We start from the raw sequence: 22276 nt of genomic DNA on the forward strand, positions 1-22276 counted from the left end.
GGAATCGATTCTGGAGAAGCGCAGCTAAAAGCTTTCTGAAAGAAAGCTACATCGGAAGCATAGGCTTCGCCTTTATCACCGGATTTCCCCCTATAATAGGGAATGAAAAAAATCTGGGGATAACAGCGATCGGAAGGTTGTTCTGGCATCGGAGTGGACCAATGTAAGATTCATCATAAATTTATAACCATTAAAATGTTCAACTTGGAGGTGAATCCCTCACTCGAGGGAAATCATTGGACGGAATAATAGCATTGAATTTATTTTTGGTAGCCGTATTTATAGGGCTTACCGCCTTCTTCGTCGGCGCTGAATTCGCCATTCTGAAAGTGCGGATGTCACGAATTGATCAGCTGATCTCGGAAGGCAACAAAAAAGCGGTCATGGCCAAGAAAGTCGCACACAATCTGGACTATTATCTGTCGGCATGTCAACTGGGTATCACAATTACGGCTCTCGTCTTGGGGGCTTTGGGTGAACCGACGGTTGAAAAAATGCTTCATCCGCTGTTCGAGCGACTTGAAGTGCCGGCAGCCGTGTCGACGGTATTATCCTATGGGATTGCCTTGGCGATCATTACGTTCCTGCATGTGGTTATTGGTGAGCTCGCACCCAAAACGCTGGCGATCCAATTTGCAGAGAGAATGACGCTTTTACTTGCACCACCGCTGTACTGGTTCGGTAAGATCATGAATCCGTTCATCTATGCGCTTAATGGTGCTGCACGGGTGCTGCTCGGAATTTTTGGCATCAAGCCAGCCGGACACGATACTGTTCACTCCGAAGAGGAGCTGAAGCTGATTGTAGCCCAGAGTTACGAGAGCGGGGAGATCAATCAGACCGAGCTGGACTATCTGAAAAACATTTTTGCGTTTGATGAGCGTCTGCTGCAGGAGATTATGATTCGCAAAGAAAAAATCGTTACGCTGAATAAGGAAATGCCGCTGGATCAGGTTATTGAAGTGCTGAATCGGCACGAGTATACGAGATATCCGGTCATTGCGAACGGGGATGCGGCTCGCTTTATCGGCTTTATTAATACAAAAGAAATGCTGACAAGTGTGGCTGCAGGAAGAACGTTCAGCATGGATGCCTACATTCATGATATGCCTGGATTTTCGGAGAAGTCCCCGATCAAGGACGTTCTGATCCAAATGCAGCAGAGTCGTGTGCATATGGCCGTTGTGAATAATGAAAAGGGTGCGGCCATTGGTTTGGTTACGATGGAGGACATTCTGGAGGAAATCGTTGGGGATATTAAGGATGAATACGAGCATAAGGATCTGGTGAATCCGCCCAAACGATTGAAATTGACTTAAAGTAGACTGAAGAAAGACAGGTTTCCGATTCATTCGGAGACCTGTTTTTGTGTTGCCCTTTTCTGCTAATCAGGAGTTAACAACATCAACGATGAAACAATCTTAATTTTAAAACAAAAAGCTTGCAATTCAACCAGCAATGGATTAATATGAATTTAAAGAATCTTAAATTAAAGATAAATACAAAAACAACAACGAACAAACAAACAACAATGAATAACAAACCGCTAAATTCAACCATGATAAAATTAAAACCAAGGGAGTGGAGATTATGTTCAGAACTTCAGGAATCCATCACGTAACAGCTTTTGTAGATGACGCACAGAAAAATGTTGATTTTTACGCAGGGGTATTGGCCCTGAGACTGGTGAAAAAAACAATTAACTTCGATGCACCGGATGTGTACCATCTGTATTACGGAAATGAGGATGGGGCGCCAGGTACAATCATCACCTTCTTCCCGCACCAAAATGCCATGAGAGGTGTCATTGGTTCCGGACAGACTGGGGTAACTGTATATGCGATTCCGGTAGGAAGTCTGCCATTCTGGAAAGAACGCCTCGCTTCCTTCGATATTCCGTTTGAAAATAAAACCAGATTCGGTGAGCAATATATTCGCTTCTTCGACAAAGGCGGCCTGCTGCTTGAATTGGTGGAACGCGAAGAAGGCCAGCCAAGTAAATGGACATTCAACGGTGTAACACCTGAGCATGCCATCAAAGGTTTTGGCGGCGCAGTCCTGTTCAGCCAAGTTCCTGAGAAAACCACTGACGTTCTGGTATCCATGCTCGGCCTGGAACAGGTAGGGGAGGAAAATGGATTGATTCGCCTCCGTGCGACCGGTGACATCGGGCAAATCATCGATGTTCAGTCTACCGGATTCCAGCGGGGCATTGGCGGAGCAGGTACGGTGCACCACATTGCATGGCGCGCAAAAGACTATACAGAACATGAGCAAATGCAGCGCGATCTGGAGAAAGCAGGCTACCATCCAACCCCTGTAATCGACCGTCAGTACTTCAATGCCGTGTATTTCCGGGAACCAGGCGGCATATTGTTCGAACTGGCTACCGATCCTCCAGGATTCGCACGTGATGAACCTCAGGAGAGCATGGGTGAGAAACTGATGTTGCCTGAGTGGTATGAACCACAGCGTGAACAGATTGAAAAATTGCTTCCACCAATCGAAGTACGTGAATGGAAAGGAGAGTCCAAATCATGACCACAACCAATACAATGAAACATATTTATAAAGCAGGTGCTCAGCCGGATTCCCCAACACTGCTGCTGCTTCACGGGACAGGTGGAACCGAGAATGATCTGGTAGGTCTTGGCGAATTGATTGCGCCAGGAGCAGGCATGCTGGGTGTACGCGGTAACGTGTCGGAGAACGGGATGCCCCGTTTCTTCCGCCGCTTGGCCGAAGGGGTGTTTGACGAAGAAGATCTGATTGCACGGACAGCGGAGCTGGGTGCATTTGTAGATGCAGCGGCTGCGGAGTACGGATTCGATCGTAACAATGTTTACGCACTCGGTTACTCCAATGGTGCCAATATTGCGGCTAGTTTGATGTTCCACCAGGCTAACGTATTCAAAGGTGCGATTTTGCATCATCCGATGGTACCTCTGCGCGGGCTCGAACTGCCGAATCTGAACGGATTACCTGTCTTCATCGGTGCAGGAGAGAACGATCCGATTGTACCGAAACGGGAAACGGAAGAACTGGCTTCACTTCTTAGTGGTGCAGGCGCAGATGTGAAAACCCACTGGGAGCGTCAGGGGCATCAATTAACCCGTACCGAGGCATTGGCTGCGGCAGCATGGTTTAAAGCCCAGGTGTAAGAAAGCCGTGAATCAATTGCAATAGGTAGTCGATATAATCGACTTATTCTCCAGTTTAATATGGACCCGATCCTTGAATGGATCGGGTTTTTGGTTTGCTTTTTCAGGAGGAATTATCCTATACTTAAGTAATTGATAATCATTTTCATTTAGAGCGATAGGACTAGAAATGACAACGTTCGTAAACAGGGCAGGGAGGGGACTATGAACGCTATTCATTCCAATCATTCGTATGGTTCAAGTGCATTTATCCACACACGAGATGGCCGCAAGCTTCATTATATGTCCAAAGGTGCCGGTCACCCCATCGTGATTTTTGAATCAGGCATGGGCTTTTCCAGATCGGCGTGGGGACTCGTGGTGCCTCAAGTGGCTGAACATACCCAGTCAGTGGTCTATGATCGTTCCGGGTTGGGACGGAGTGAGGCCGACACGGAGCAGCGGACTCTACGCAGGCTTACAGAGGATCTAGGCGATCTGCTGACTGCACTTGGGCCAGGCCCTTTCATTCTCGTGGGACACAGCTGGGGAGGGCCAGTCGTGAGAGCTGCGGCAGCTGCGGATCTGTCTCGCATTAGAGGACTGATACTGGTCGATCCATCAGACGAGAACTGTGAATTGTATTTTTCCTCTATGGCCAGAATCAGTTTTGGCTTGAACCGTTTCTTACTTCCTTGGATGGCACGTACAGGGTTGTATCGGAGAATGGGCAGCAAGCCGGGCCAGGTTCAACCGGACGATGTTGCACGAGATCACCAAGAGGAAGACTTCACTGTACAGGCAGCACGTACGATGGCTGCTGAATCGGTGGCGTTTCTGGATGATTTGGCCTCATTGCGGGATACTCCTCCTGAGCTTGGGAATCTGGAAGTCCGGATTATTTCTGGCACAAAAGCAGGACAGGGAGAGCAAAAATTTAGACCTGCCATTGTGTCGGCTCACCGCAAGACAGCCCAAGGGCTCGCGAATGGACATTGGATCGAAGCAGGTCAATCGGGCCATATGGTTACTTTTACCGACCCGCAGATTATTATTGATGAAATTTTGCGGATGGCAAATCGTTGAGGCCTTGGCGCAAGCTCAGGTCAAAAGTGATACAATAACAGAAAAAGCAATGCTTGCATTGCCAACCAAGACAAAGCGGAGTGTGGAGAAGAGATGAAACCAGTGGAACAAGAATCAACGGAAAATAAAAATTCCGGCCATGCCGGTGTTGGCATGGAAGATATCGTACGCGCACATCATGTGCTGCGTGAAGTTATTGTAAGAACGCCTCTGCAGCGAGATGCTGTATTGTCGACCAAATATAATTGCAATGTGTATCTCAAGCGTGAAGATCTGCAAGTGGTGCGCTCTTTTAAAATTCGGGGTGCCTACAATATGATCCGCAGTCTGACTCCGGCTGAGCTGGAGAAGGGCATTGTCTGCGCAAGCGCAGGGAACCATGCACAGGGTGTTGCCTTTTCCTGTAATGCCCTCGGAATCCACGGCAAAATCTTCATGCCGAGCACGACACCGAATCAAAAGGTCAAACAGGTACGGCGCTTCGGCGGCAGCAATGTAGAAGTGGTGCTGATCGGGGATACGTATGATGATGCGTATGCAGAAGCCATGCGTGCATGTGACGAACAGGGGATGACGTTCATTCATCCGTTCGACCAACCCAAAATTATTGCGGGTAACGGTACGGTTGCGATGGAGATCATGGAAAGCCTTGATGAGGATGCAGATTATGTATTTGTTACCATTGGCGGCGGTGGACTCGCTGCTGGTGTCGGAACCTACATGAAGACGGTCAGCCCGGAAACGCGCATCATTGGTGTGGAGCCTCTTGGCGCTGCTTCCATGAGTGAGGCCATGTTCCGCAAACAGGTTGTCACGCTCGATGATATCGATAAATTCGTGGATGGAGCTGCAGTGAAGCGGGTAGGAGACCTAACTTACAACATTTGCAGCAGCACGCTGGATGACATCGTTAAGGTGCCAGAGGGCAAGGCTTGTACGACCATCCTGGAGCTGTACAATGAAAATGCAATTGTGGTTGAACCCGCCGGTTCACTGGCTGTTGCTGCACTGGAGCAATACCGTGAGCAAATTGTGGGCAAGACTGTAGTCTGCGTAATTAGTGGCGGTAACAACGACATCGACCGGATGCAGGAGATTAAGGAACGTTCCCTAATCTATGAAGGTCTGAAATATTACTTTATGGTGAATTTCCCGCAGCGCGCCGGTGCATTGCGTGAATTCCTGGAGGAAGTGCTCGGACCGAATGACGATATCACCCGGTTTGAATATACGAAGAAGCATGATAAAGAGAACGGCCCTGCCTTGGTAGGCATTGAGCTCATGTACAAGGAAGATTATCAGCCTCTGATTGAACGCATGAATCGCAAAGGCATTGCCTATACCGAGTTGAACAAAAATCTGAATCTCTTTAACATGTTAATCTGATGAGTAATCAGATGAAGCAACCGGGCAGCAGTGAACCCCATCTTCAGCTGCGGCCAGCTCGCAGGGAGGATGCAGCTCAAGTCATTCCGCTGCTCTATCAGGCGATAGGAGACATTGCTTATGCACTGGCGGGTGAGTCCAATCACGAGCAGGCGATGCAGATTCTGAAGCAGTTTTATATGCAGGAGGACAACCGGATCAGCTATCGCCATGTAACGGTGATGGAACATGGCCAGGACATTGCCGGTATTCTCGTAGCCTACGACGGTAGTGAAGCGGATCGTCTGGACCAGCCGATTCTGGATCGGCCTGGACGCAGTCAGGACGAGAAGTATGCAATAATCAAAGAAACTCGTCCCGGTGAATATTATCTGGATACTCTGTCGGTAAGCGAATCCTATCAGGGACAGGGGATAGGCCGGGCTCTGATGGCTGCTTTTGAGCAGCAGGGAAGGGAGCTCGGGCATGACCGGGTGGCTCTTATTGTCGAACGGGATAATGGACGTGCCTTGATGCTGTATGAACGGCAGGGCTATACGAAGGATGATGTCATTGTCATTGCAGGACATGAATATAACCATATGATCAAGCCAATTCAGCAGGGTTGATCACACTGAAAAACCGCCATGGGAGCGTATCCTGTGGCGGTTTTGTATTTTTGCAGCGGATGCATTCTTAATGGGATGAATGGTTTTAGAAGCCGGTGTAGCTGCCTGTTGGAACTTTTTGATCCAGCCACTTTTCCACAACGGAAGTCTTTTGGTATTTGGCATCGGTTACGACGTCCATGAAGGCACCCAGTTTAGCCAGCAAGTCACTATCCTCGGATGAATTCCGTTGCAGCACAGCCTTGTACCCTTTTTGGGCATTGACCACCATGGTGTTGGTTTCGTAATCAAACAATGGTGTATTGTTCAGGCCATAAAAGGTATACAGCGTATAATTGTTCAGCAAATTTCGTACCTGTTTGACCCGATTAGACTTCGGATAATCCTGCAAGAAACGTTCCTGATTCAATGCCCGATTCAGAATTTCCTGATAACCAATGATGAGTGCGCCATCCTCAGCAGCCAGGTTGCCTGTCTCGACCGCCATGATGTTGATGTACTGTTTGATGTCCGGTTTAACATGTGAATTATATTTTTGAAAAGCCATATAATTCATGATCGGATAGAGGGAGCCTTCCAACATCACAAGGCGGTAGCCGCTGTCCCGGGCTTCCTTCAGCAATGCGCGGAGTTCAGAGTCTTTGGTGCGCTCCATCAGCTGGGTGAAACTGTCGTTCCACTTGTATGCTTTGATCATCTTATCCTGAACATTGGGAACCAACATGCGGTCCGTCATGGCTGTTAATCCCTTGATGCGGGCATTCTCCAACTGCAGCACCATTAGGGTCGCATGATGGGTGGTTACTTTATCGATATTGGATTCCAGATAGGTGTCAGCGGCGGATAAGCCGTTCTTTTTTTGGAGTGTGGATTGAAATGTGTTATAGATGGCGGTCGAACTACTGGTGGTTACTTTCGCATCGGAATCGGAGGGGGCTGCAGCAGCCATTCCCGTGATCCCCGCGGCACCGGTCTGTATTAAGACAGCAACGGCTGTGACAGTCATAAACATACGGAGCCCTTGGCGTCTGGCAGATGAGTACAATGATGTCATTGTTGTAAACCTCCCGTGAATTTTGAAAATCAAACGGATTGATTCTTTATACATTAACCCAATTTTCTGCGGATGTTGTTTCGGAATAATGACAAAATGTTCTGTTATTTTTAACCTTTGGCAGGTAGATGGTGGAAGAACTTTTCTGCGAAAATATTTTTTGAGCGATTGGAAACTTTTGATCAGGTTCAGACGTCTTAGATGTGCACAGGAAATTATAGGAATAAAATCAAGTGAAATCCGCTCTAATACAATTCAATTCATCTAAAAAGAGAATGGGGATATTCAATATGAAAAAAGCCGGAGGACGTCAAGTTAAAAAGGTCATGTCCGCACTGGCCGTATCAGCCATGCTGATGTCAGCCTTGCCAGCAACAGTAATTGATGCAGCAGCAAGAATCAGTATCTACATCAATGATGCCGAGCTGTCTTCTGCACAAGCGCCTGTCATGAAAGCCGGACGGGTATTGGTTCCGCTGCGGTCCATTTTTGAAGGACTGGATGCTAAAGTGGGATATACGAACAAAACCAAAACCATTACAGCGACTCGCGGAGATCAGGAGGTTTCACTGACACTGGGGTCCAAGACAGCTTACATTAACGGGGAAGCGGTCTCGCTGGACGTGCCTGCAAGTACGATCAAGGGTAACACGATGGTTCCCATTCGCTTTGTGAGTGAAGCGTTTGGAGAGAAAGTATTCTGGAACTCCCGCAATCAGCGGGTGGATATCAAAACAACGTCCACGCCTCCTGTCGATGACACGAAAGCTGCGGCATGGAACATCTACGGATCCGTTTCTGGAAGTAATGGAGATGGTCGGGATCTGACGGTCAGCTTCACGCGCCCTACATCCGAAAAGGCTGTATCCGAATACCGCATTATGCTGGTGAAAACCCGTGATGTGAACAGCTTCAACGAATCAGCGGCTTCGGTGGTGCCATCTGGCAACTATACTTCGGTGTCTCCAAATGGCAGCAACCCGAAATTGACCCTGAATGCGCAGACACGTGACGTTAACGGAGATCTGCTGAATACGAGTGAAACCTATCGTTTGTATGTCCTGACTATGGGCAACAGCAGCAATAGTTACAAAAATGTACTTGCATGGTCTGCTCAGTCTTTGAAATTAAACAATGTGAAAACAACAGTTCAGCCGGTCACCAGTCTTCGCATTGCCGATATCAGTGACTACGGGGATGGCCGTGACCTAGAGATTAACTTCAATCAGCCAAGCAGCACGTCGAATATTACGTATTATCGTGCATTTGTCGTCAAAGCGAAGGATGCTTCATCATTCAATCTGACTGCGGCGAATAAAGTATCCAGCTCGAATTCAACGATTATCTATAAAGGAAACAACACAGCGGTCAAAAGTCAGCTTACCTCTTCCACGCGTGATACATCCGGGGAATTGATTCGCAGCGGCACCGCCTATGTCGTATACATCATGTCGGTCAGCTCCAATGCGGCAGCTGCTGATCACAAGCTGTCTTCCGTATCCTCTTCATTGACACTTAGCGTGAATAAGGCAACGGCACCAGTTATTACGCAAGTCAAGGATAATTCGGATTATGGAGATGGCCGTGACATTCTGGTGAGCTTCAATCGGTCTTCCGACGAATCCAAGGTAGCGAGCTACCGCATCTTCGTTGTACGCAACTCCGTGGCCAGCAGCTTCAATCTGGCGACAGCAAGCAATCTGTCTTCCAGCCTGTACTATACCGTGAACAAAACAGGCAGCAATATCACCACAACGTTGCCTTCATCAATGAAAGATACAAGTGGGTATAACGTAACGAATCTGCAGGATTATCGGATTTACATCATGGCTGTGGGCAATCAGCAAAACAGCTACACCAATGCGTTGTCCTCTTCCTCCACGTTATTGAGATTGGCGACGAATGGAAATGCAGGAGCTGTTAATAACCTGGCAGTCTCTGATGTGAGTGACTATGGTGACGGACGGGATCTGCGGGTATCTTTCAACAGAGCATCGGATGAGTCTAGAGTTTCGGCTTACCGGGTGTACGTAGTTCGTTCCGGTAACGCAGGAAGCTTCACACTGAGCGCGGCTAACGCTTCGAACAACTACTACCAAGTGAACAAAACTGGTGGCAACCTGTCAGTTACGCTACCAAGCAGCATGGTAGATACGAATGGATACAGAGTTTCCAATAACGTGACTTATCGTGTGTTCGTCCTGTCGGTAAGCACAAGCGGCAACTCCAGTCAGAACGCATTGTCTTCGTACTCGTCACAGATTACATTGAGTCCAAATGCAGCGATAACAGCTCCGAGTAACGTAGCGGCAAGCGATATCGGCGATAATCAGGACGGACGCGATCTGCGCGTAACGTTCACCAAGTCGGCGGATGAGACCAATGTGAATCACTACCGGGTGTTTGTTGTGAAATCCACGAATACCAGCTTCAATCTGTCGGCTGCAAATGCAGTAGGCAGTGCGAATTATACGTATGTCAGCAAGAATGGAAGCAATCAGACGGTGAACTTCAACAGTAATTCGAAAACAGTGGATGGGGAGCTCATTCGTAATGACGTTAGTTACAGGGTGTATGTCATGGCGGTGAACGGTAACTCTTCTCTTGCTAATGCATTGTCCTCGGCCTCCAATGTAGTTACACTTTCCTCCAATACGGCTGTAGGCGCAGTGAATAATGTGAATGTAACGGTGAAAAATCAAGGGCAAGCAGGAAACGCGTCAGATGTCACCGTGAATTTCAGTAAACCAACAACAGAAAATGGTATTGCGAATTATAGAGTATTAATCGTTCCATCTGGTCAAGTAACTGGATTTGACCTGAATTCGGCTCTCGGCATCAGATCGTATGTTCAAATTTCCAAGAATGATGCTGGTAATCCGATTCAGCTCAATAATGGTCACGTTGATATTAATGGTAATGCTCTTGCCGTGGGTCAAAAGTACAGAGTCTTTGTTTTGTCCGTATCCGATAGTGGTACGCGTGCTTCCAATCTATCCGGTGCGTCCAACGAATTCAGTATCCTGGCCAAACCAGCAGAGCCTGTTGCTGTTCAGACAGCAAACATAACGAAAGTTGAGAATGCCAGTACAGCAACGGATGCAGGCCTGAAGGTTACTTTCACTAAACCATCCGACGATAAAGGGATAGGCCAATACCGTTTATTTGTAGTAAAAGCTCAAGATAATCTGGATTTGCCTTCTGCTAATTCAAATAATAATTTTAAAGTAGTTACTCCAGGAGAAATTTCCTTATCCAAAGATACGCTCGATTCAAGTGGAAAGGCGATCGAACTAGGAGCTGATTACAAAGTGTATTTCCTTTCTGTATCCAGTGATCTGACGTTGTACACAAGTGTTCTCTCTGCTCCGTCCGGTGCAGCTAGACTTGATGCAGCTCAGGCTACCCCGGTGGTACCCACTCCAGATCCGGCAGTTCCAACGACTGACCCCAATGCCGGTTCGGCTGATTCTGCTCAGGGCACCAGCAATTCAGCGACAAACTAACTTCGTTTATGAACTGAATCATTGTAATGAGAGGGCTCCCTTACCAAACTTAATTGGAAGGGAGCTTCCTTGTTATTAGCTCAATTCTTGTCGTCAAAAGGGTTCTCCAGGCCGTTGCAGGGGCCGGGTCAGCAGGGGGATAATGGAGGGAAGAAGCGCATGATCCGGAAAGGAATGATGGGATGCTTGCATTTCGCTTGACCGGGCTGCCGGATTCCCGGCTGCCTCTGTATCTGTATTGTATTGGAACACACGAGCAGAAAGTGCAGCTCAGGCCGGAAGGGTTCCCGGTGCATCAGCTCTTCCTGTCTCGTAGCGCCGCAGGCGAACTCAAGATTCCGGGTAAGGGGTCATGGCCTGTAGGAGCAGGCCAATTGTGGGTAGGCGAACCAGGAGTAGCCCATGAATTTTACCCGCATTCCAGAACAAACGGGGAACTTGGATATATCGGTATTGGTGGCAGTTCAGCCGGATCGGTGCTCCAATCAGCCGGGTTAATGCATGAGGGACCGAGAGCCCTAACCGACTTTGAACAGTTCTGGTCGCGAATGGCGGACCTCTGGCATGGGCTGGACGATGGGAAGTCTGGTATCTGGGATACGTCACTTATCGTCTATCAGTTCATTCTGGACATCGCCAGGTCCGTATCGACGCAGGAAAGAGCAGATTTATCTGAAACGAGTCGTATCTCTGTGGCGTCTGATCAGCGCGAGTCCGATCCGGGAAGTGAGGCATTTACCCGTGCGGTTGCATTGATGCATGCCCACTACCAGGATGATCTGTTATTAAAGCATGTGGCCGAAGCCGTGGGATACTCCGTGCAGCACCTCAATCGTTTGTTTCATCAACGCCAGGGCGTGACCGGACATCAATATATGCAGCGTTTGAGATTGCAAAAAGCATCCGAATGGCTGGACAAGCATCCACGTGCGAGTGTGAGAGAGGCGGCAGAGATGGTTGGCATGGAGGTTAACTATTTTATCCGCATGTTCAAACGGGAATTCGGTGAGACGCCTGGCAAGGGGATTAGACAGCGGAACCAGTTCAGTGCTGAAAAAGGCGAACCCGATGTGACGACAACGCTTTGAAAGGTAACTTTCGAGGATAGGTGTGAAAAAAAGATGAGTAATGAAGAAAGGGGCCATCATGGCCCCTTTTTGGTTTATTTCTTTTTCTGCCCGAAGAGCGGCCTCAGTAGAGCTAGCCCCACGATACCAATCACGAGACTCACCCACGGGGCTAAGTAAAATATCGGAAGACTGTCTCGCAGCGGATAACCGACGAACAGGACAAGCACAACAATGACGATATAGATCGCAATGCCTTTCAGGTTAACCTGGGGCTTGGACGTCATATCCTTGCCTTGATCATCTGGCCGTTCCGCCAGGCGGCGAAGCATCTCAACCAGGGCAATCCCGCCAACGGCTGAAATGATAATCGAAAACAGACTGATATGGCTGAATGGTTCCGTATCTCCACCGCTCCAGCCGATAAATAGCCCGGCTGCGCCCTGAATGAGCATGACAAAGGAAATGGCTGCCCAGGCAATCATCACATACCACTTGGGTGTACGTTTGACTGGACCGGAAGGTTCTCCGTTCACATCTTCATCGTCCTTAGATGCTACAGCTGGCTTAGCTGGTTTATCGGCTTTCGCTTTTTTGGATGAGTCTCTACCCACGGGTGCTCCTGCATTTGCGTCCAGGCGTGCGTGGATATCCTGTTCCAGGTCCGCTCCATATCGTTCCCGTGCGGATTGTCCATCCCGCTGGGCTTGTACAATGGCTTTTCCTTCAGCCAAAATCCATTCTTCCTGAGTTCTTTCATCCGCGTCGGTACGGCGGGCAATGCCGCTAATCTGGTCGAACAATTTTACATTTTCGGGCGTCATGCGGCTCATTTCGGTCATTTGCCGGTTTTGTATTTCTTTAAGCTTCTTATAGGAAATCCCCAATGATTGCTCCCCCTGTCTGAACACGTTACAGATCCCCAGTTTCCTGAAGACCCTGACGGTATTTTAGTATACGGGAAGGGCTCTCGTTTCGCAAAGTCATTCCTTATAAAAAAGCTGAGTGTGATGTATCCACAAGTACACGCAAGCCAGAATGACACAGGTGCATAACAACACCAGCTTGCCGTGTGCACGTATCCAATCGATTAGAAATTCCATGAATTCAACCCTTTCGGCGGAAGGAATCCGAGGTCCATTTGCATGAACATATTGTCGGTTAATTTCCCCATTTTCCCTGTGGAATATACATAGACTGAGCCCATATCCAACGATTGTGTGAAGGATGAATAAAGGTTGACCGATTCCAACACAATAGTAGCATTTCAAACGAAAAAAACAGTAATGGGAGTGTGCAGACATGAATCAAGCCAATCATAATAACAACGAATTAACACGGAAGCTGCTGCTGAACAGCAACTCCCGTGGTGTGAAGGATGAAGTGGTTCCCATGGGACAGGGAGCAGCAGAGGATACCGAATTTGCAGTTGAGCTAGGCGAGGGGCCCGATAAGACGGGCAGCTTCTGGGAAAGTTCCGAGTTTGCCCGTGAGCATCGCTGGGAAGGTCAAGTAGAGACCCACGAGATGTTTCGCCGGAGCTATGAATAGTACATGGACTCCATGATCACCCTGCCGTATCGAGTGTAAAAGAGATACAGGCACCACCTTCAGGCAGGTTACTGGCGCGTATGGTTCCACCGTGCTTCTCTATAATTCGTTTGGCGGTGAACAGGCCCAGTCCGGTTTGCCCTTGGTAGCCGTGATAGAATTGGTCAAACAAATGCGGCAGATCCGCTTCGGTAAAACCGGGGCCTGTATCGCAGACAGTGACCTGCATGATATGAACATCCTGTATATCCACATGTAGTCTGATCTCCCCTTGCGGGGGTACATAGCGTAAGCTGTTAACCACCAAGTTATCCAGCACCTGCCCCACCCGTTGTACATCCAGCTGAAGGCACGGAGAACTGTCCGCCCTTCGATCCACGAGTTTGAATTCCAAATGCACACGTTGACTGGAACACAGGAAACCAATCTCTCGCTGCTTCATCTCCCAGAAGGAAGAAGGATCAACCTCTTCACGTCGGAGCGGAAAATAATCAAAATCGGTACCTGCGGCTACCGTCATATCCTGAATGAGCCGATTAATTCGCTTCACATTATGGTCAATGACGTCCAGATGATTGCTCATGCTTTCGGCAGTATGTACAACATGTGCGGGTGAATCCTTAAGCAGTTCCACATGACCCTGAATCACCGTCATCGGCGTGCGGAAATCATGGCTGATCGCACCCATCAGTTCACTCCGTTCCTGCTGAAGCTTCCATTCCCGGGTTAAGGCGCTCTTCAGTTCCTTTCGCATATCCTCGAAGGAGGCGGAGAGTAGACCGAGCTCATTAGGTGCGTGGTTATCCAAAATGAAGTCCAGATCCTGCTCCTTGATGCGTTTGGAAGCCAGAATGAGGTCCTGGATCGGCCGGTTCACGTTGCGACCCACTCTTCCAGCCACAAACCAGGTCGCTGCCGCGATGTATACGAAGGGAGAAGCCAGCATAAGTACGAGAAACGTATTTGTCCAGACGGGCGATATGGATGGAGAAGGGCTGGTTTCCAATCGGTACTGGAGCACCAGAGCTCCTGAATACATTCCGTGATCTCCGCTTAGAGGCGAGATGAGTGTAACCAGTCCGCCTAACCCAAGTGTACTATCTGTAATTGTTTTGCTGTTCAGCCTGCTCAGCAGATCCACTTCATTCTCCACGATCTGCTCCTGAATCGTTCCGTATCTTCTGCTTCCACGGGTATCCACAATCTGATAGGTGATGCCTTCCGGAGGGAGCAGCTTTTCCAGCTTGGCCTGATTGGTGGTGTCGGTCCACTTGATCTGCTGCTTCGCCTGATCCTGCACAGTGTGCTGAATATCGGGGATTTGAGATTCATAATAGTTGGCAGGCTGCAGCCATTGGCTGGAGAAGAGGAACGTTATCCCCGCTGCCCAGGTCAGAAGTGTCAATACGATGCTAATCCCCATCACGAGTGCAAATGCCCAGACGAGTTGTTTTTTGATCGGCCAGCGTTCCTTAATCATCGTACGGGCTCCCATTTGTACCCGACACCCCATACCGTCGAGATATACGCATGATCCGGGTCAGCTGCTGCCAGCTTGGCCCTTATTTTTTTGACATGTTCCGTGATTGTGGTTGTATCCCCCGTTGCTTCGAGACCCCAGATGCGGTCATACAGCTGTTCCTTGGAGAAAACCTGCCCTGGATGCGTGGCCAGCAGTTCCACCAGATCATATTCCTTGAGCGTGAGCGGGATGGCATGCTGCATGATCATGACCGTGCGCCCCTTCAGGTCCATTTGCAAAGATCCGTATCTGTAAAACGCAGGCTCATTCCCGCGCGGCTGAACACCATCGCGACGGGAACGGCGCAAGTGGGCAGCCACTCTTGCCTTTAATTCCCCAAGACTGAACGGTTTCGTCATATAATCATCGCCACCGATGGATAACCCTTGAATCCGGTCCATTTCGGCCTGCCTCGCACTGAGAAAGAGGATGGGGCAGCTCACCTCATCCCGAATCAGCCGGCAGAGCTCGAATCCGCTCATGCCGGGCATCATAATGTCCAGCAGAATCAGATCCGGCGGATTACCGAGAAGCTGTAAGGCCTCGGTGCCGCTTGATGCCGTGGACACGTTATATCCTTCCTGCGTGAGCGTCTGATGAATCAGCGCCACAATATCCTTTTCGTCATCTACAATTAAAATCGTCTCGTTCATGTTGATTTCCTGGCAGTTGTGTTCAAGGCTGTTACTCCTTACTGCCGTCTCCGTTTCCTTCAAATAGTTGAGTATATATTGTACCTAAAATTACCATGCTCGTAAAAACAAGAATGCCTAGATGAATTCGGTTTTGTCATTCACTCCAGGCATAATCTTGCCGATACATTGAAGATACACACGAATTCTAAAGATTTTATAACGTTCCATCTATAAATCATAAATTGCCTGTTGCACAGGTGTTTTCCTCACGTTGACTTGAGGTTCGCAGGATGATATTATACTAATAACATCTTAATACACATTAAACTTATCGGATTTATATACAATCAAATGAATGAACGAGTAACGGCAAGAATGGAAAGGGGAAATTAGCATGGAGCGTCAGATCAGTATCCGTCATGGACAGGAAGAATTAACAGCTACAATTCATTATCCTGTGGTTAAGGATATCAAGGAGGGGAACCACCAGCAGCGTGTGCCTTTGGCGGTCATTTGTCATGGTTTTGTTGGCAGTCGGATTGGCGTGGACCGCCTGTTCGTGAAGACCGCACGTGAACTGGCTGAGGATGGATACCTGGTGCTGCGCTTCGATTACATCGGCTGCGGGGAGAGCAGTGGTGAATATGGAGCTGAAGGGCTAGATTCCATGATCGCACAGACCCGTTCAGTCCTGGATTACGCGGTGAACTGCAGTGATGTAGACCCGACCCGTGTAACATTAATCGGTCACAGTCTGGGCGGAGCAGTTGCTCTGCTCACAGCCATTCGTGATAAACGAGTCAAGAATCTGGTGATGTGGTCTGCCGTGGGATATCCGTTCAATGACATCGTGAAGATTACGGGACGTGAGGTGTACGATCTGGGTGTGAAGCAGGGCTCGGCTGATTATCTTGCCTACAAGTTCACGCCGGCTTTCTTCGAGTCTCTGGCTGAGCATCAACCGTTCCAGGAAGCCGTTAAGTTTAACGGCGATGTTCTGGTCGTGCACGGAACGTCGGATGATATCATTCCTGTAGACTATGCTTTCCTGTATCAGAAGGTATTCTGGATGCGTCAGGAAGGGCGCTGCGACAAAGAGATTATTTTTCAGGGGGATCATACCTTTTCTTCCGGCAAAGAGCGGGAGCAGCTGATCACGCGTACCCGGGAATGGCTCGGCGAACGTCAGAAGATGGAACAGGATTGGCAGCACTGGATGATTTAACGGCTTGGATGGGGTCGACTGGTGGTTATAACTCAATCATAGAGCGGAGAACCACCGGATTGCGTGATTGGGTCATTTCGGGATGTCAGCTTGGAAAAGCGTCTTCTAAGCGGTAGAATAGAGGAGTAGTATAGAAGCATGACCATTCTATCCGTGTCTGGAGGTTGGCAGCAATGACATTACCCGCATTTTTCATTGCGCATGGTTCTCCCGCTATGGCGGTAGAGAGCAATGACTACACTCAATTTCTGAACCAGCTTGGAAACAGGCTGCCGGCTCCAAAAGCCATTGTCGTATTTACGGCGCATTGGGATTGTCCCGAGCCGTCCGTGACGATGGACGATACACATCAGACGTTGCATGATTTTTACGGATTCCCCTCTAATATGTATACCATTGATTATCCGGCTCCAGGGCACTCGGAACTCGCAAGTGAGATCTGCGCCCTCTTTACACGCAGCAATCTGCCGCATCAGCCTGTTCGAGGCAGAGGTCTGGACCATGGAGTCTGGGTGCCGCTGCTGCATATGTATCCGCAGGCGAATATCCCTGTCGTTGTCGTGTCTGTAGATTCCCTGCGTTCACCGCAGGAGCAGTACGATATTGGCCGGATGCTTGAACAGCTGCGTCATGACAATGTACTGATCATAGGCAGCGGCGGTACCGTTCATAATCTGCGACTACTCGGTAGTGACGAAGATGCACCCGAGAATTGGGCGGTAGAGTTCGATGATTGGATGGAAGAGCGGCTGGAGAAGTGGAACACGAGAGAGCTGTTTCAATATGACAAAAAAGCTCCGAATGCCCGGACTGCGGTACCTTCTTATGGAACGGAGCATTTGGCTCCCCTGTTCTATGCCATGGGCACAGCAGACATGTCCCGAAAAGCGAAGCGCTTGTTCCAGTCTTATCCGTATGGAACACTTAGTTTAAACTGCTGGCAATTCGGTGACGACGTGTAACTTGGAGCAGACAAGAGGGATACCTGTACAGTAAGGCACTCACTATACGGTGACATTCAGACATGAACCACTTATGAATAATAAAAACAAAAGGTTCCTTTACCCAGCAATATTCTGGGCAGAGGAACCTTTTTTGGTGCAAGCCTATATCTATTTTCGAATTTCGAAGAACTCACAGTCGGTGCGGGAATGATAGGCAAGTTCACTGACACTGGACTGGACAACAATCGTTTTGCTGTCAAAACGAATAATGACACCACCGGAATCAATCTGGTGGTTATCCTGAAAAACCCGGACTTTGTACTTCATATCCATGGCTTCCTGGAAGTCGGCTTCAGTCTCAAGACGGCGTTGAGTGGGCATTAGAAGTACTCCTTTGGTCATAATCTATTCTATATGTTCATCATAATACGTGATTCCGTTCAGGGGCAAGTCAGGCATGAAAAAGCCCTGTTCCCCGGGGGATGGGGAGCAGGGCTGATATGGTATTCTGAACGTTACGCTGTTTTTTGAGCTGTATTTATGGTTGGTGTATCTTTGGGATGATTCCCTTTGTTACGGCTGAACAATCCGCGAAGGTAAGGCAGTACCCAATGATCCAGACCGATTTTACCAGCATTGGCACCAGCAACGACGAGGAAGATTTGCATCAGAACCAGTTGTGCATTCGTGCTCACTGTACCCGAGAAGAGGAACGCGAAGTTCATCACGAGGGCCATCAGTGCAGCCAGTGTTGTGAAGCAGCCAAGGATGAGACCAAGACCTACCAAGAATTCGCCGAGAGGGATAAGGAAGTCGAACAATCCGGCATTCGGTACTGCGAATTTCTCAAGGAACGTTGCCCACCAAGCCTGAACTGCCGGGTGATCACCTGTTGCTTTTTCTACTGCCCCGGCAAGAAAGCCTCCAGCCTCGAAGCCGCCTGTCAGTTTGCCCCATCCGTGAGTCATCCAGTCATAACCGATATACACCCGAAGTACTGTCAAAATCCACATTGCCACTTTGTTTTCTCTAAGCCATTGGTTGAAGCTGAACATATAAACCACTCCTTCATGGAATCTAGTGTGTGTTGTTTGTTTTGGTTTTTCTAAGTGATCACCTTTGATGTCTTTATTGTATAGTTCAAAAGTCATTTTGTTTGTGATAAAAATCACAATCTAGTTCAAATTTTAAGTAAGCTTTGATGAGTTCACATTTAAGACATAAATGAATTCCGATTCATCGTTTCAATTCCTTGACTCCGGGGTAGAAAATCGTCTTTATATCGAAGACAAATGGTGGCGCGTGTGATTAAATGGAAAGAAAAACGTGAAATGGTTATCCACATCCAGAAATCATCACACCTTAGACCTAGGCCATTGTACAGGAGGTACAACGATTGAAGTCATTAAAATGGAATAAGGCAGCCTCTGCTGCATCATTGCTGATTCTCGCCATAAGCCTGATAGCTTGTCAAAGTAAGGAGGCAACGCAGCCGCCGGAGCCGGAAGCAGTGCCTGCGCCTGTAGAAGAGCAGCAAGAGACACAAGAACCGGAAGCTCCGCTGTTCACCGCCCCGCTGACTGGCTTGCCGGTTGAGGAGGCTGTTACGCAGAGACCGCTCGCAGTCATGATTAACAATGCACCTGCAGCCCGGCCCCAGTCCGGTCTGAGCTCGGCAGATATCATTATTGAGGTGCTCGCAGAGGGCGGAATTACCCGGTTCATTGCGATCTTCCAGAGTCAGGGCGGTGCAGAGACTGTAGGACCTGTACGCAGCATTCGTCCGTATCTGATTGAGCTGGGCGAGAGTTACGATGGTGTACTTGTACATGCGGGCGGCAGCCCAGACGCTTATTCCATTTTGCAAAAGCAGCAGAAGCAGCACATGGATGAAATTTCGAACAGCGGGCCTTACTTCTGGCGATCTTCGGACCGGAAGGCACCTCACAATCTGTATACTTCAGCGGACAAGCTTAGAGAGGGAGCGGATATCAAGGGGTATAGCCACGATACCGAGTCTCCCGTCTACATCTATAATGAGGAAGGCTCCACTTCAGCAGGAGAACCTGCAGCTCAATTCGATATTCATTATTTATTGGATAGTTACCGGGTGACGTATGATTATGATGAAGTTAGCGGACGATATATGAGACTGGTGAATGGCAAGCCCGATCAGGATCAGGATAATGGAAAGCAGATAGGAGCAGCGAATATTATTGTAGCGGGTGCAGATCACAAGGTGCTCGACAGCGTTGGCCGTTTGTCCGTCAATGTGGATCAGGGCGGAGAAGCAATGCTTTTCCAAAAAGGGAAGATGGTTCGGGGTCAGTGGGTGAAGAAACCGGGTGATATTATTCGTTTTGTGCAAAATGGGACAGAGGCAGCTCTGGTTCCAGGCCAAACCTTTATCAGTATTGTTCCAAACCAACCCGACTTTGCCAGCCATATTGAAGTCCAAAATCATGTTCAAAATTAAGATCTTATTAAGATCAATTTCCTTCGCTTGCTTCATTGAATATGCTGATCAAAAACGAAAGTCGAATCCTGTCGGTATATGAAATGTAAACGCAGTGTAAAATTTCAGTATCATTTTTCCATCGATTCCAATTAATTAAGATTCATTTCAGATTAATGTGATAAGAATATAAAAAAGGATCGCACCTTTTGTACAAACCATGAAACAAATATGATAAGATATCAAAGGTTGTCATTTCATGTTTCAAGGTTATCAGCAATTTCTCGTAAAGGGGATAGAACGATGAAGTTTAAGAAGAAGGATATATTTTTCGAAACATTAGAGAATATGGCGGATACTGTCGTACAAGCAGCTGACTATTTCTCTGAGCATGTTTCCAACCTTCAGGATGTAACTCTGTTTACTAATGAAATGAAAAAATACGAGTCCAAGTGTGATGACTATGTGCATACGATCATTATGGAACTCAACAAAACATTTATTACGCCGATCGAGCGTGATGACATCATGGAATTGACAACAACTCTAGATGACGTATTGGACGGGCTTGAAGCAACGGCTTCCCGATTCTATATGTACCAATTGACTGATCCGGATGAATTCATCGTGCAGTTCGCTGAGATTTTGCGCCAATCGGCTTACGAAATTCAAAAAGCGATCCATTTGCTGTCCCAGAAAAAATTGCTGGCGATCCGCGAATATACGATTCGTCTGAATGATCTGGAAAACCAGGGAGACGAAGTATTGCGCATGTGTATCAAGCATCTCTTCGCTACCGTGTCTGATCCGATTGAGTTGATCAAGCGCAAGGAGATTTACGAGCGTCTTGAGACGACAACGGATGCTTGTGAAGACGTAGCCAACATGCTGGAATCCATCATTATGCGTAATTCTTAAGGAGCCAGAGAATAATGGAAACAACGATTTGGGTATTAGGTATAGTCGTCTTCCTGGCATTGGCGTTTGACTTCATTAATGGTTTTCATGATACAGCGAATGCCATTGCAACTTCGGTCTCCACACGGGCGCTGACTCCAAGACGTGCCATTATCATGGCTGCGGTGATGAACTTTGTCGGTGCAATGATGTTTACAGGAGTGGCGAAGACGATCGGAGGAAGCGTTACAGACCCCACGAAGCTGGATAACGGGATCGAGGTCGTCATAGTCACCTTGATTGCCGCAATTATCTGGAACCTCGTGACCTGGTGGTTTGGTATTCCTTCTTCTTCCTCACATGCATTGATTGGAGCACTTGCCGGGGCAGTATTCGTCGGTGCAGGTTCCGATAAAGTGAAATGGGGCGGATTCATTGAGATTGTCGAGGGACTTTTGCTATCCCCGCTGATTGCATTTGCCATAGGTTATGTGGTCATGACCATTCTCAAATATATTTTCGCTAAACGCAGTCCTCACACCGTGAACAAGGGTTTCCGGACGGTACAGATTTTCACGGCGGCACTACAGGCGTTCACGCATGGTACAAATGATGCTCAGAAAGCCATGGGGATTATTACTTTTGCACTCGTAGCAGCAGGTGTACAGGATCATCTTGATGTTCCGCTGTGGGTTAAAATCTCTGCGGCAACGGCGATGGCACTGGGTACTTCCATCGGTGGTTGGAAAATCATCAAAACGATGGGAACCAAAATCTTCAAAATTGAACCGATCAACGGTTTTGCTGCCGATTTGTCTGCGGCTTCCGTTATATTCACGGCAACATTGCTGCATCTTCCAGTAAGTACAACGCACGCCATTACATCCGCTATTCTGGGTGTAGGTTCAGCGAAGCGTTTCTCTGCTGTCAAATGGGGCTTGGCCGGACGTATCATTATTACGTGGTTCATTACCATTCCGATTACGGCTGTACTGGCAGGCTTGCTGTACTGGATTATTTTCTAAGAAAAAGCCGACTCAGGACCGACGGACACAACTGTTCATAACTGTGTGAATATCGGGATATGTGGACAATTTTATAATCATAAGATAGAGAAGCCTGTGCATGAACGTGTGGACAGGCTGGATATGTGGATAGCCATCCGTGGAATGATAAACCAAACGTTAGATTATCCTGTGG

20 protein-coding genes are annotated in these 22276 nt (G+C 48.2%); 14 read left to right on the forward strand and 6 right to left on the reverse strand.

The window, feature by feature from the left end; translation table 11 throughout:
* The first annotated feature begins 236 nt into the window (after positions 1-236).
* From MHB82_RS03495 to MHB82_RS03520, 6 genes are all read left to right on the forward strand, one after another.
* Positions 237-1319: a hemolysin family protein gene (locus MHB82_RS03495; RefSeq protein ID WP_095360926.1), complete on the forward strand. Its 1083-nt coding sequence runs from the start codon at positions 237-239 to the stop codon at positions 1317-1319.
* A 271-nt stretch (positions 1320-1590) separates the two neighbouring features.
* A complete protein-coding gene (locus MHB82_RS03500) occupies positions 1591-2541 on the forward strand; it encodes a ring-cleaving dioxygenase (protein WP_371859966.1) in 951 nt (316 codons plus the stop codon).
* A gap of 14 nt (positions 2542-2555) precedes the next feature.
* Positions 2556-3161: an alpha/beta hydrolase gene (locus MHB82_RS03505; protein WP_110756004.1), complete on the forward strand. Its 606-nt coding sequence runs from the start codon at positions 2556-2558 to the stop codon at positions 3159-3161.
* 204 nt (positions 3162-3365) lie between these two features.
* Positions 3366-4226, forward strand: a complete 861-nt coding sequence (locus MHB82_RS03510) for an alpha/beta fold hydrolase (RefSeq protein WP_341173814.1) — start codon at positions 3366-3368, stop codon at positions 4224-4226.
* 93 nt (positions 4227-4319) lie between these two features.
* On the forward strand, positions 4320-5612 hold the full coding sequence (gene ilvA, locus MHB82_RS03515; protein ID WP_095360928.1) for a threonine ammonia-lyase IlvA: 1293 nt from the start codon (positions 4320-4322) through the stop codon (positions 5610-5612).
* Positions 5612-6220 carry a GNAT family N-acetyltransferase gene (locus MHB82_RS03520; RefSeq protein ID WP_341173815.1) on the forward strand — a complete coding sequence of 203 codons (609 nt, stop codon included), beginning with the start codon at positions 5612-5614 and terminating at the stop codon, positions 6218-6220. Before ilvA ends, MHB82_RS03520 begins: the two co-directional genes overlap by 1 nt.
* A gap of 85 nt (positions 6221-6305) precedes the next feature.
* Here the strand turns inward: MHB82_RS03520 and MHB82_RS03525 are convergent, their stop codons facing one another.
* Positions 6306-7274 carry a hypothetical protein gene (locus tag MHB82_RS03525; RefSeq protein ID WP_341173816.1) on the reverse strand — a complete coding sequence of 323 codons (969 nt, stop codon included), beginning with the start codon at positions 7272-7274 and terminating at the stop codon, positions 6306-6308.
* A gap of 290 nt (positions 7275-7564) precedes the next feature.
* Here MHB82_RS03525 and MHB82_RS03530 point away from each other — a divergent pair, with 290 nt between their 5' ends.
* Both MHB82_RS03530 and MHB82_RS03535 read left to right on the forward strand, forming a co-directional pair.
* Positions 7565-10780: a copper amine oxidase N-terminal domain-containing protein gene (locus MHB82_RS03530; protein WP_341173817.1), complete on the forward strand. Its 3216-nt coding sequence runs from the start codon at positions 7565-7567 to the stop codon at positions 10778-10780.
* 182 nt (positions 10781-10962) lie between these two features.
* A complete protein-coding gene (locus MHB82_RS03535) occupies positions 10963-11868 on the forward strand; it encodes an AraC family transcriptional regulator (protein ID WP_341173818.1) in 906 nt (301 codons plus the stop codon).
* Between the two features lie 74 nt (positions 11869-11942).
* On the opposite strand, the gene MHB82_RS03540 is transcribed toward MHB82_RS03535, so the two are convergent.
* On the reverse strand, positions 11943-12734 hold the full coding sequence (locus MHB82_RS03540; RefSeq protein ID WP_341173819.1) for a hypothetical protein: 792 nt from the start codon (positions 12732-12734) through the stop codon (positions 11943-11945).
* A gap of 415 nt (positions 12735-13149) precedes the next feature.
* Here MHB82_RS03540 and MHB82_RS03545 point away from each other — a divergent pair, with 415 nt between their 5' ends.
* Positions 13150-13398, forward strand: a complete 249-nt coding sequence (locus MHB82_RS03545; RefSeq protein ID WP_095360934.1) for a hypothetical protein — start codon at positions 13150-13152, stop codon at positions 13396-13398.
* Positions 13399-13414: 16 nt separating this feature from the next.
* Here the strand turns inward: MHB82_RS03545 and MHB82_RS03550 are convergent, their stop codons facing one another.
* Entirely contained in the window at positions 13415-14878 is a 1464-nt protein-coding gene (locus MHB82_RS03550) for a HAMP domain-containing sensor histidine kinase (protein ID WP_181429645.1), read from the reverse strand.
* Positions 14875-15573, reverse strand: coding sequence for a response regulator transcription factor (locus MHB82_RS03555; RefSeq protein WP_095360936.1), 699 nt, complete (start codon positions 15571-15573; stop codon positions 14875-14877). Before MHB82_RS03555 ends, MHB82_RS03550 begins: the two co-directional genes overlap by 4 nt.
* A gap of 376 nt (positions 15574-15949) precedes the next feature.
* Between MHB82_RS03555 and MHB82_RS03560 the strand changes: the two genes are divergently transcribed.
* Complete coding sequence (locus MHB82_RS03560; protein WP_341173820.1) at positions 15950-16780, forward strand: alpha/beta hydrolase; 831 nt, start codon at positions 15950-15952, stop codon at positions 16778-16780.
* Positions 16781-16953: 173 nt separating this feature from the next.
* Positions 16954-17742: a DODA-type extradiol aromatic ring-opening family dioxygenase gene (locus MHB82_RS03565; RefSeq protein WP_341173821.1), complete on the forward strand. Its 789-nt coding sequence runs from the start codon at positions 16954-16956 to the stop codon at positions 17740-17742.
* 150 nt (positions 17743-17892) lie between these two features.
* On the opposite strand, the gene MHB82_RS03570 is transcribed toward MHB82_RS03565, so the two are convergent.
* Together MHB82_RS03570 and MHB82_RS03575 are read right to left on the reverse strand one after the other, a co-directional pair.
* Positions 17893-18105, reverse strand: a complete 213-nt coding sequence (locus tag MHB82_RS03570; RefSeq protein ID WP_341173822.1) for a hypothetical protein — start codon at positions 18103-18105, stop codon at positions 17893-17895.
* Between the two features lie 134 nt (positions 18106-18239).
* The gene (locus MHB82_RS03575; protein ID WP_341173823.1) at positions 18240-18779 is read right to left on the reverse strand and encodes a DoxX family protein; all 540 of its coding nucleotides are present in this window, start codon (positions 18777-18779) and stop codon (positions 18240-18242) included.
* A 341-nt stretch (positions 18780-19120) separates the two neighbouring features.
* Between MHB82_RS03575 and MHB82_RS03580 the strand changes: the two genes are divergently transcribed.
* From MHB82_RS03580 to MHB82_RS03590, 3 genes are all read left to right on the forward strand, one after another.
* Complete coding sequence (locus MHB82_RS03580; RefSeq protein WP_341173824.1) at positions 19121-20200, forward strand: DUF3048 domain-containing protein; 1080 nt, start codon at positions 19121-19123, stop codon at positions 20198-20200.
* A gap of 282 nt (positions 20201-20482) precedes the next feature.
* Positions 20483-21097: a DUF47 domain-containing protein gene (locus MHB82_RS03585; RefSeq protein WP_095360942.1), complete on the forward strand. Its 615-nt coding sequence runs from the start codon at positions 20483-20485 to the stop codon at positions 21095-21097.
* Between the two features lie 14 nt (positions 21098-21111).
* Positions 21112-22101: an inorganic phosphate transporter gene (locus tag MHB82_RS03590; RefSeq protein ID WP_095360943.1), complete on the forward strand. Its 990-nt coding sequence runs from the start codon at positions 21112-21114 to the stop codon at positions 22099-22101.
* Positions 22102-22276 lie beyond the last annotated feature (175 nt).

The sequence above is a fragment of the Paenibacillus sp. FSL K6-2862 genome, assembly GCF_038005125.1.
GTDB classification, from domain to species: Bacteria; Bacillota; Bacilli; order Paenibacillales; family Paenibacillaceae; genus Paenibacillus; species Paenibacillus illinoisensis_A.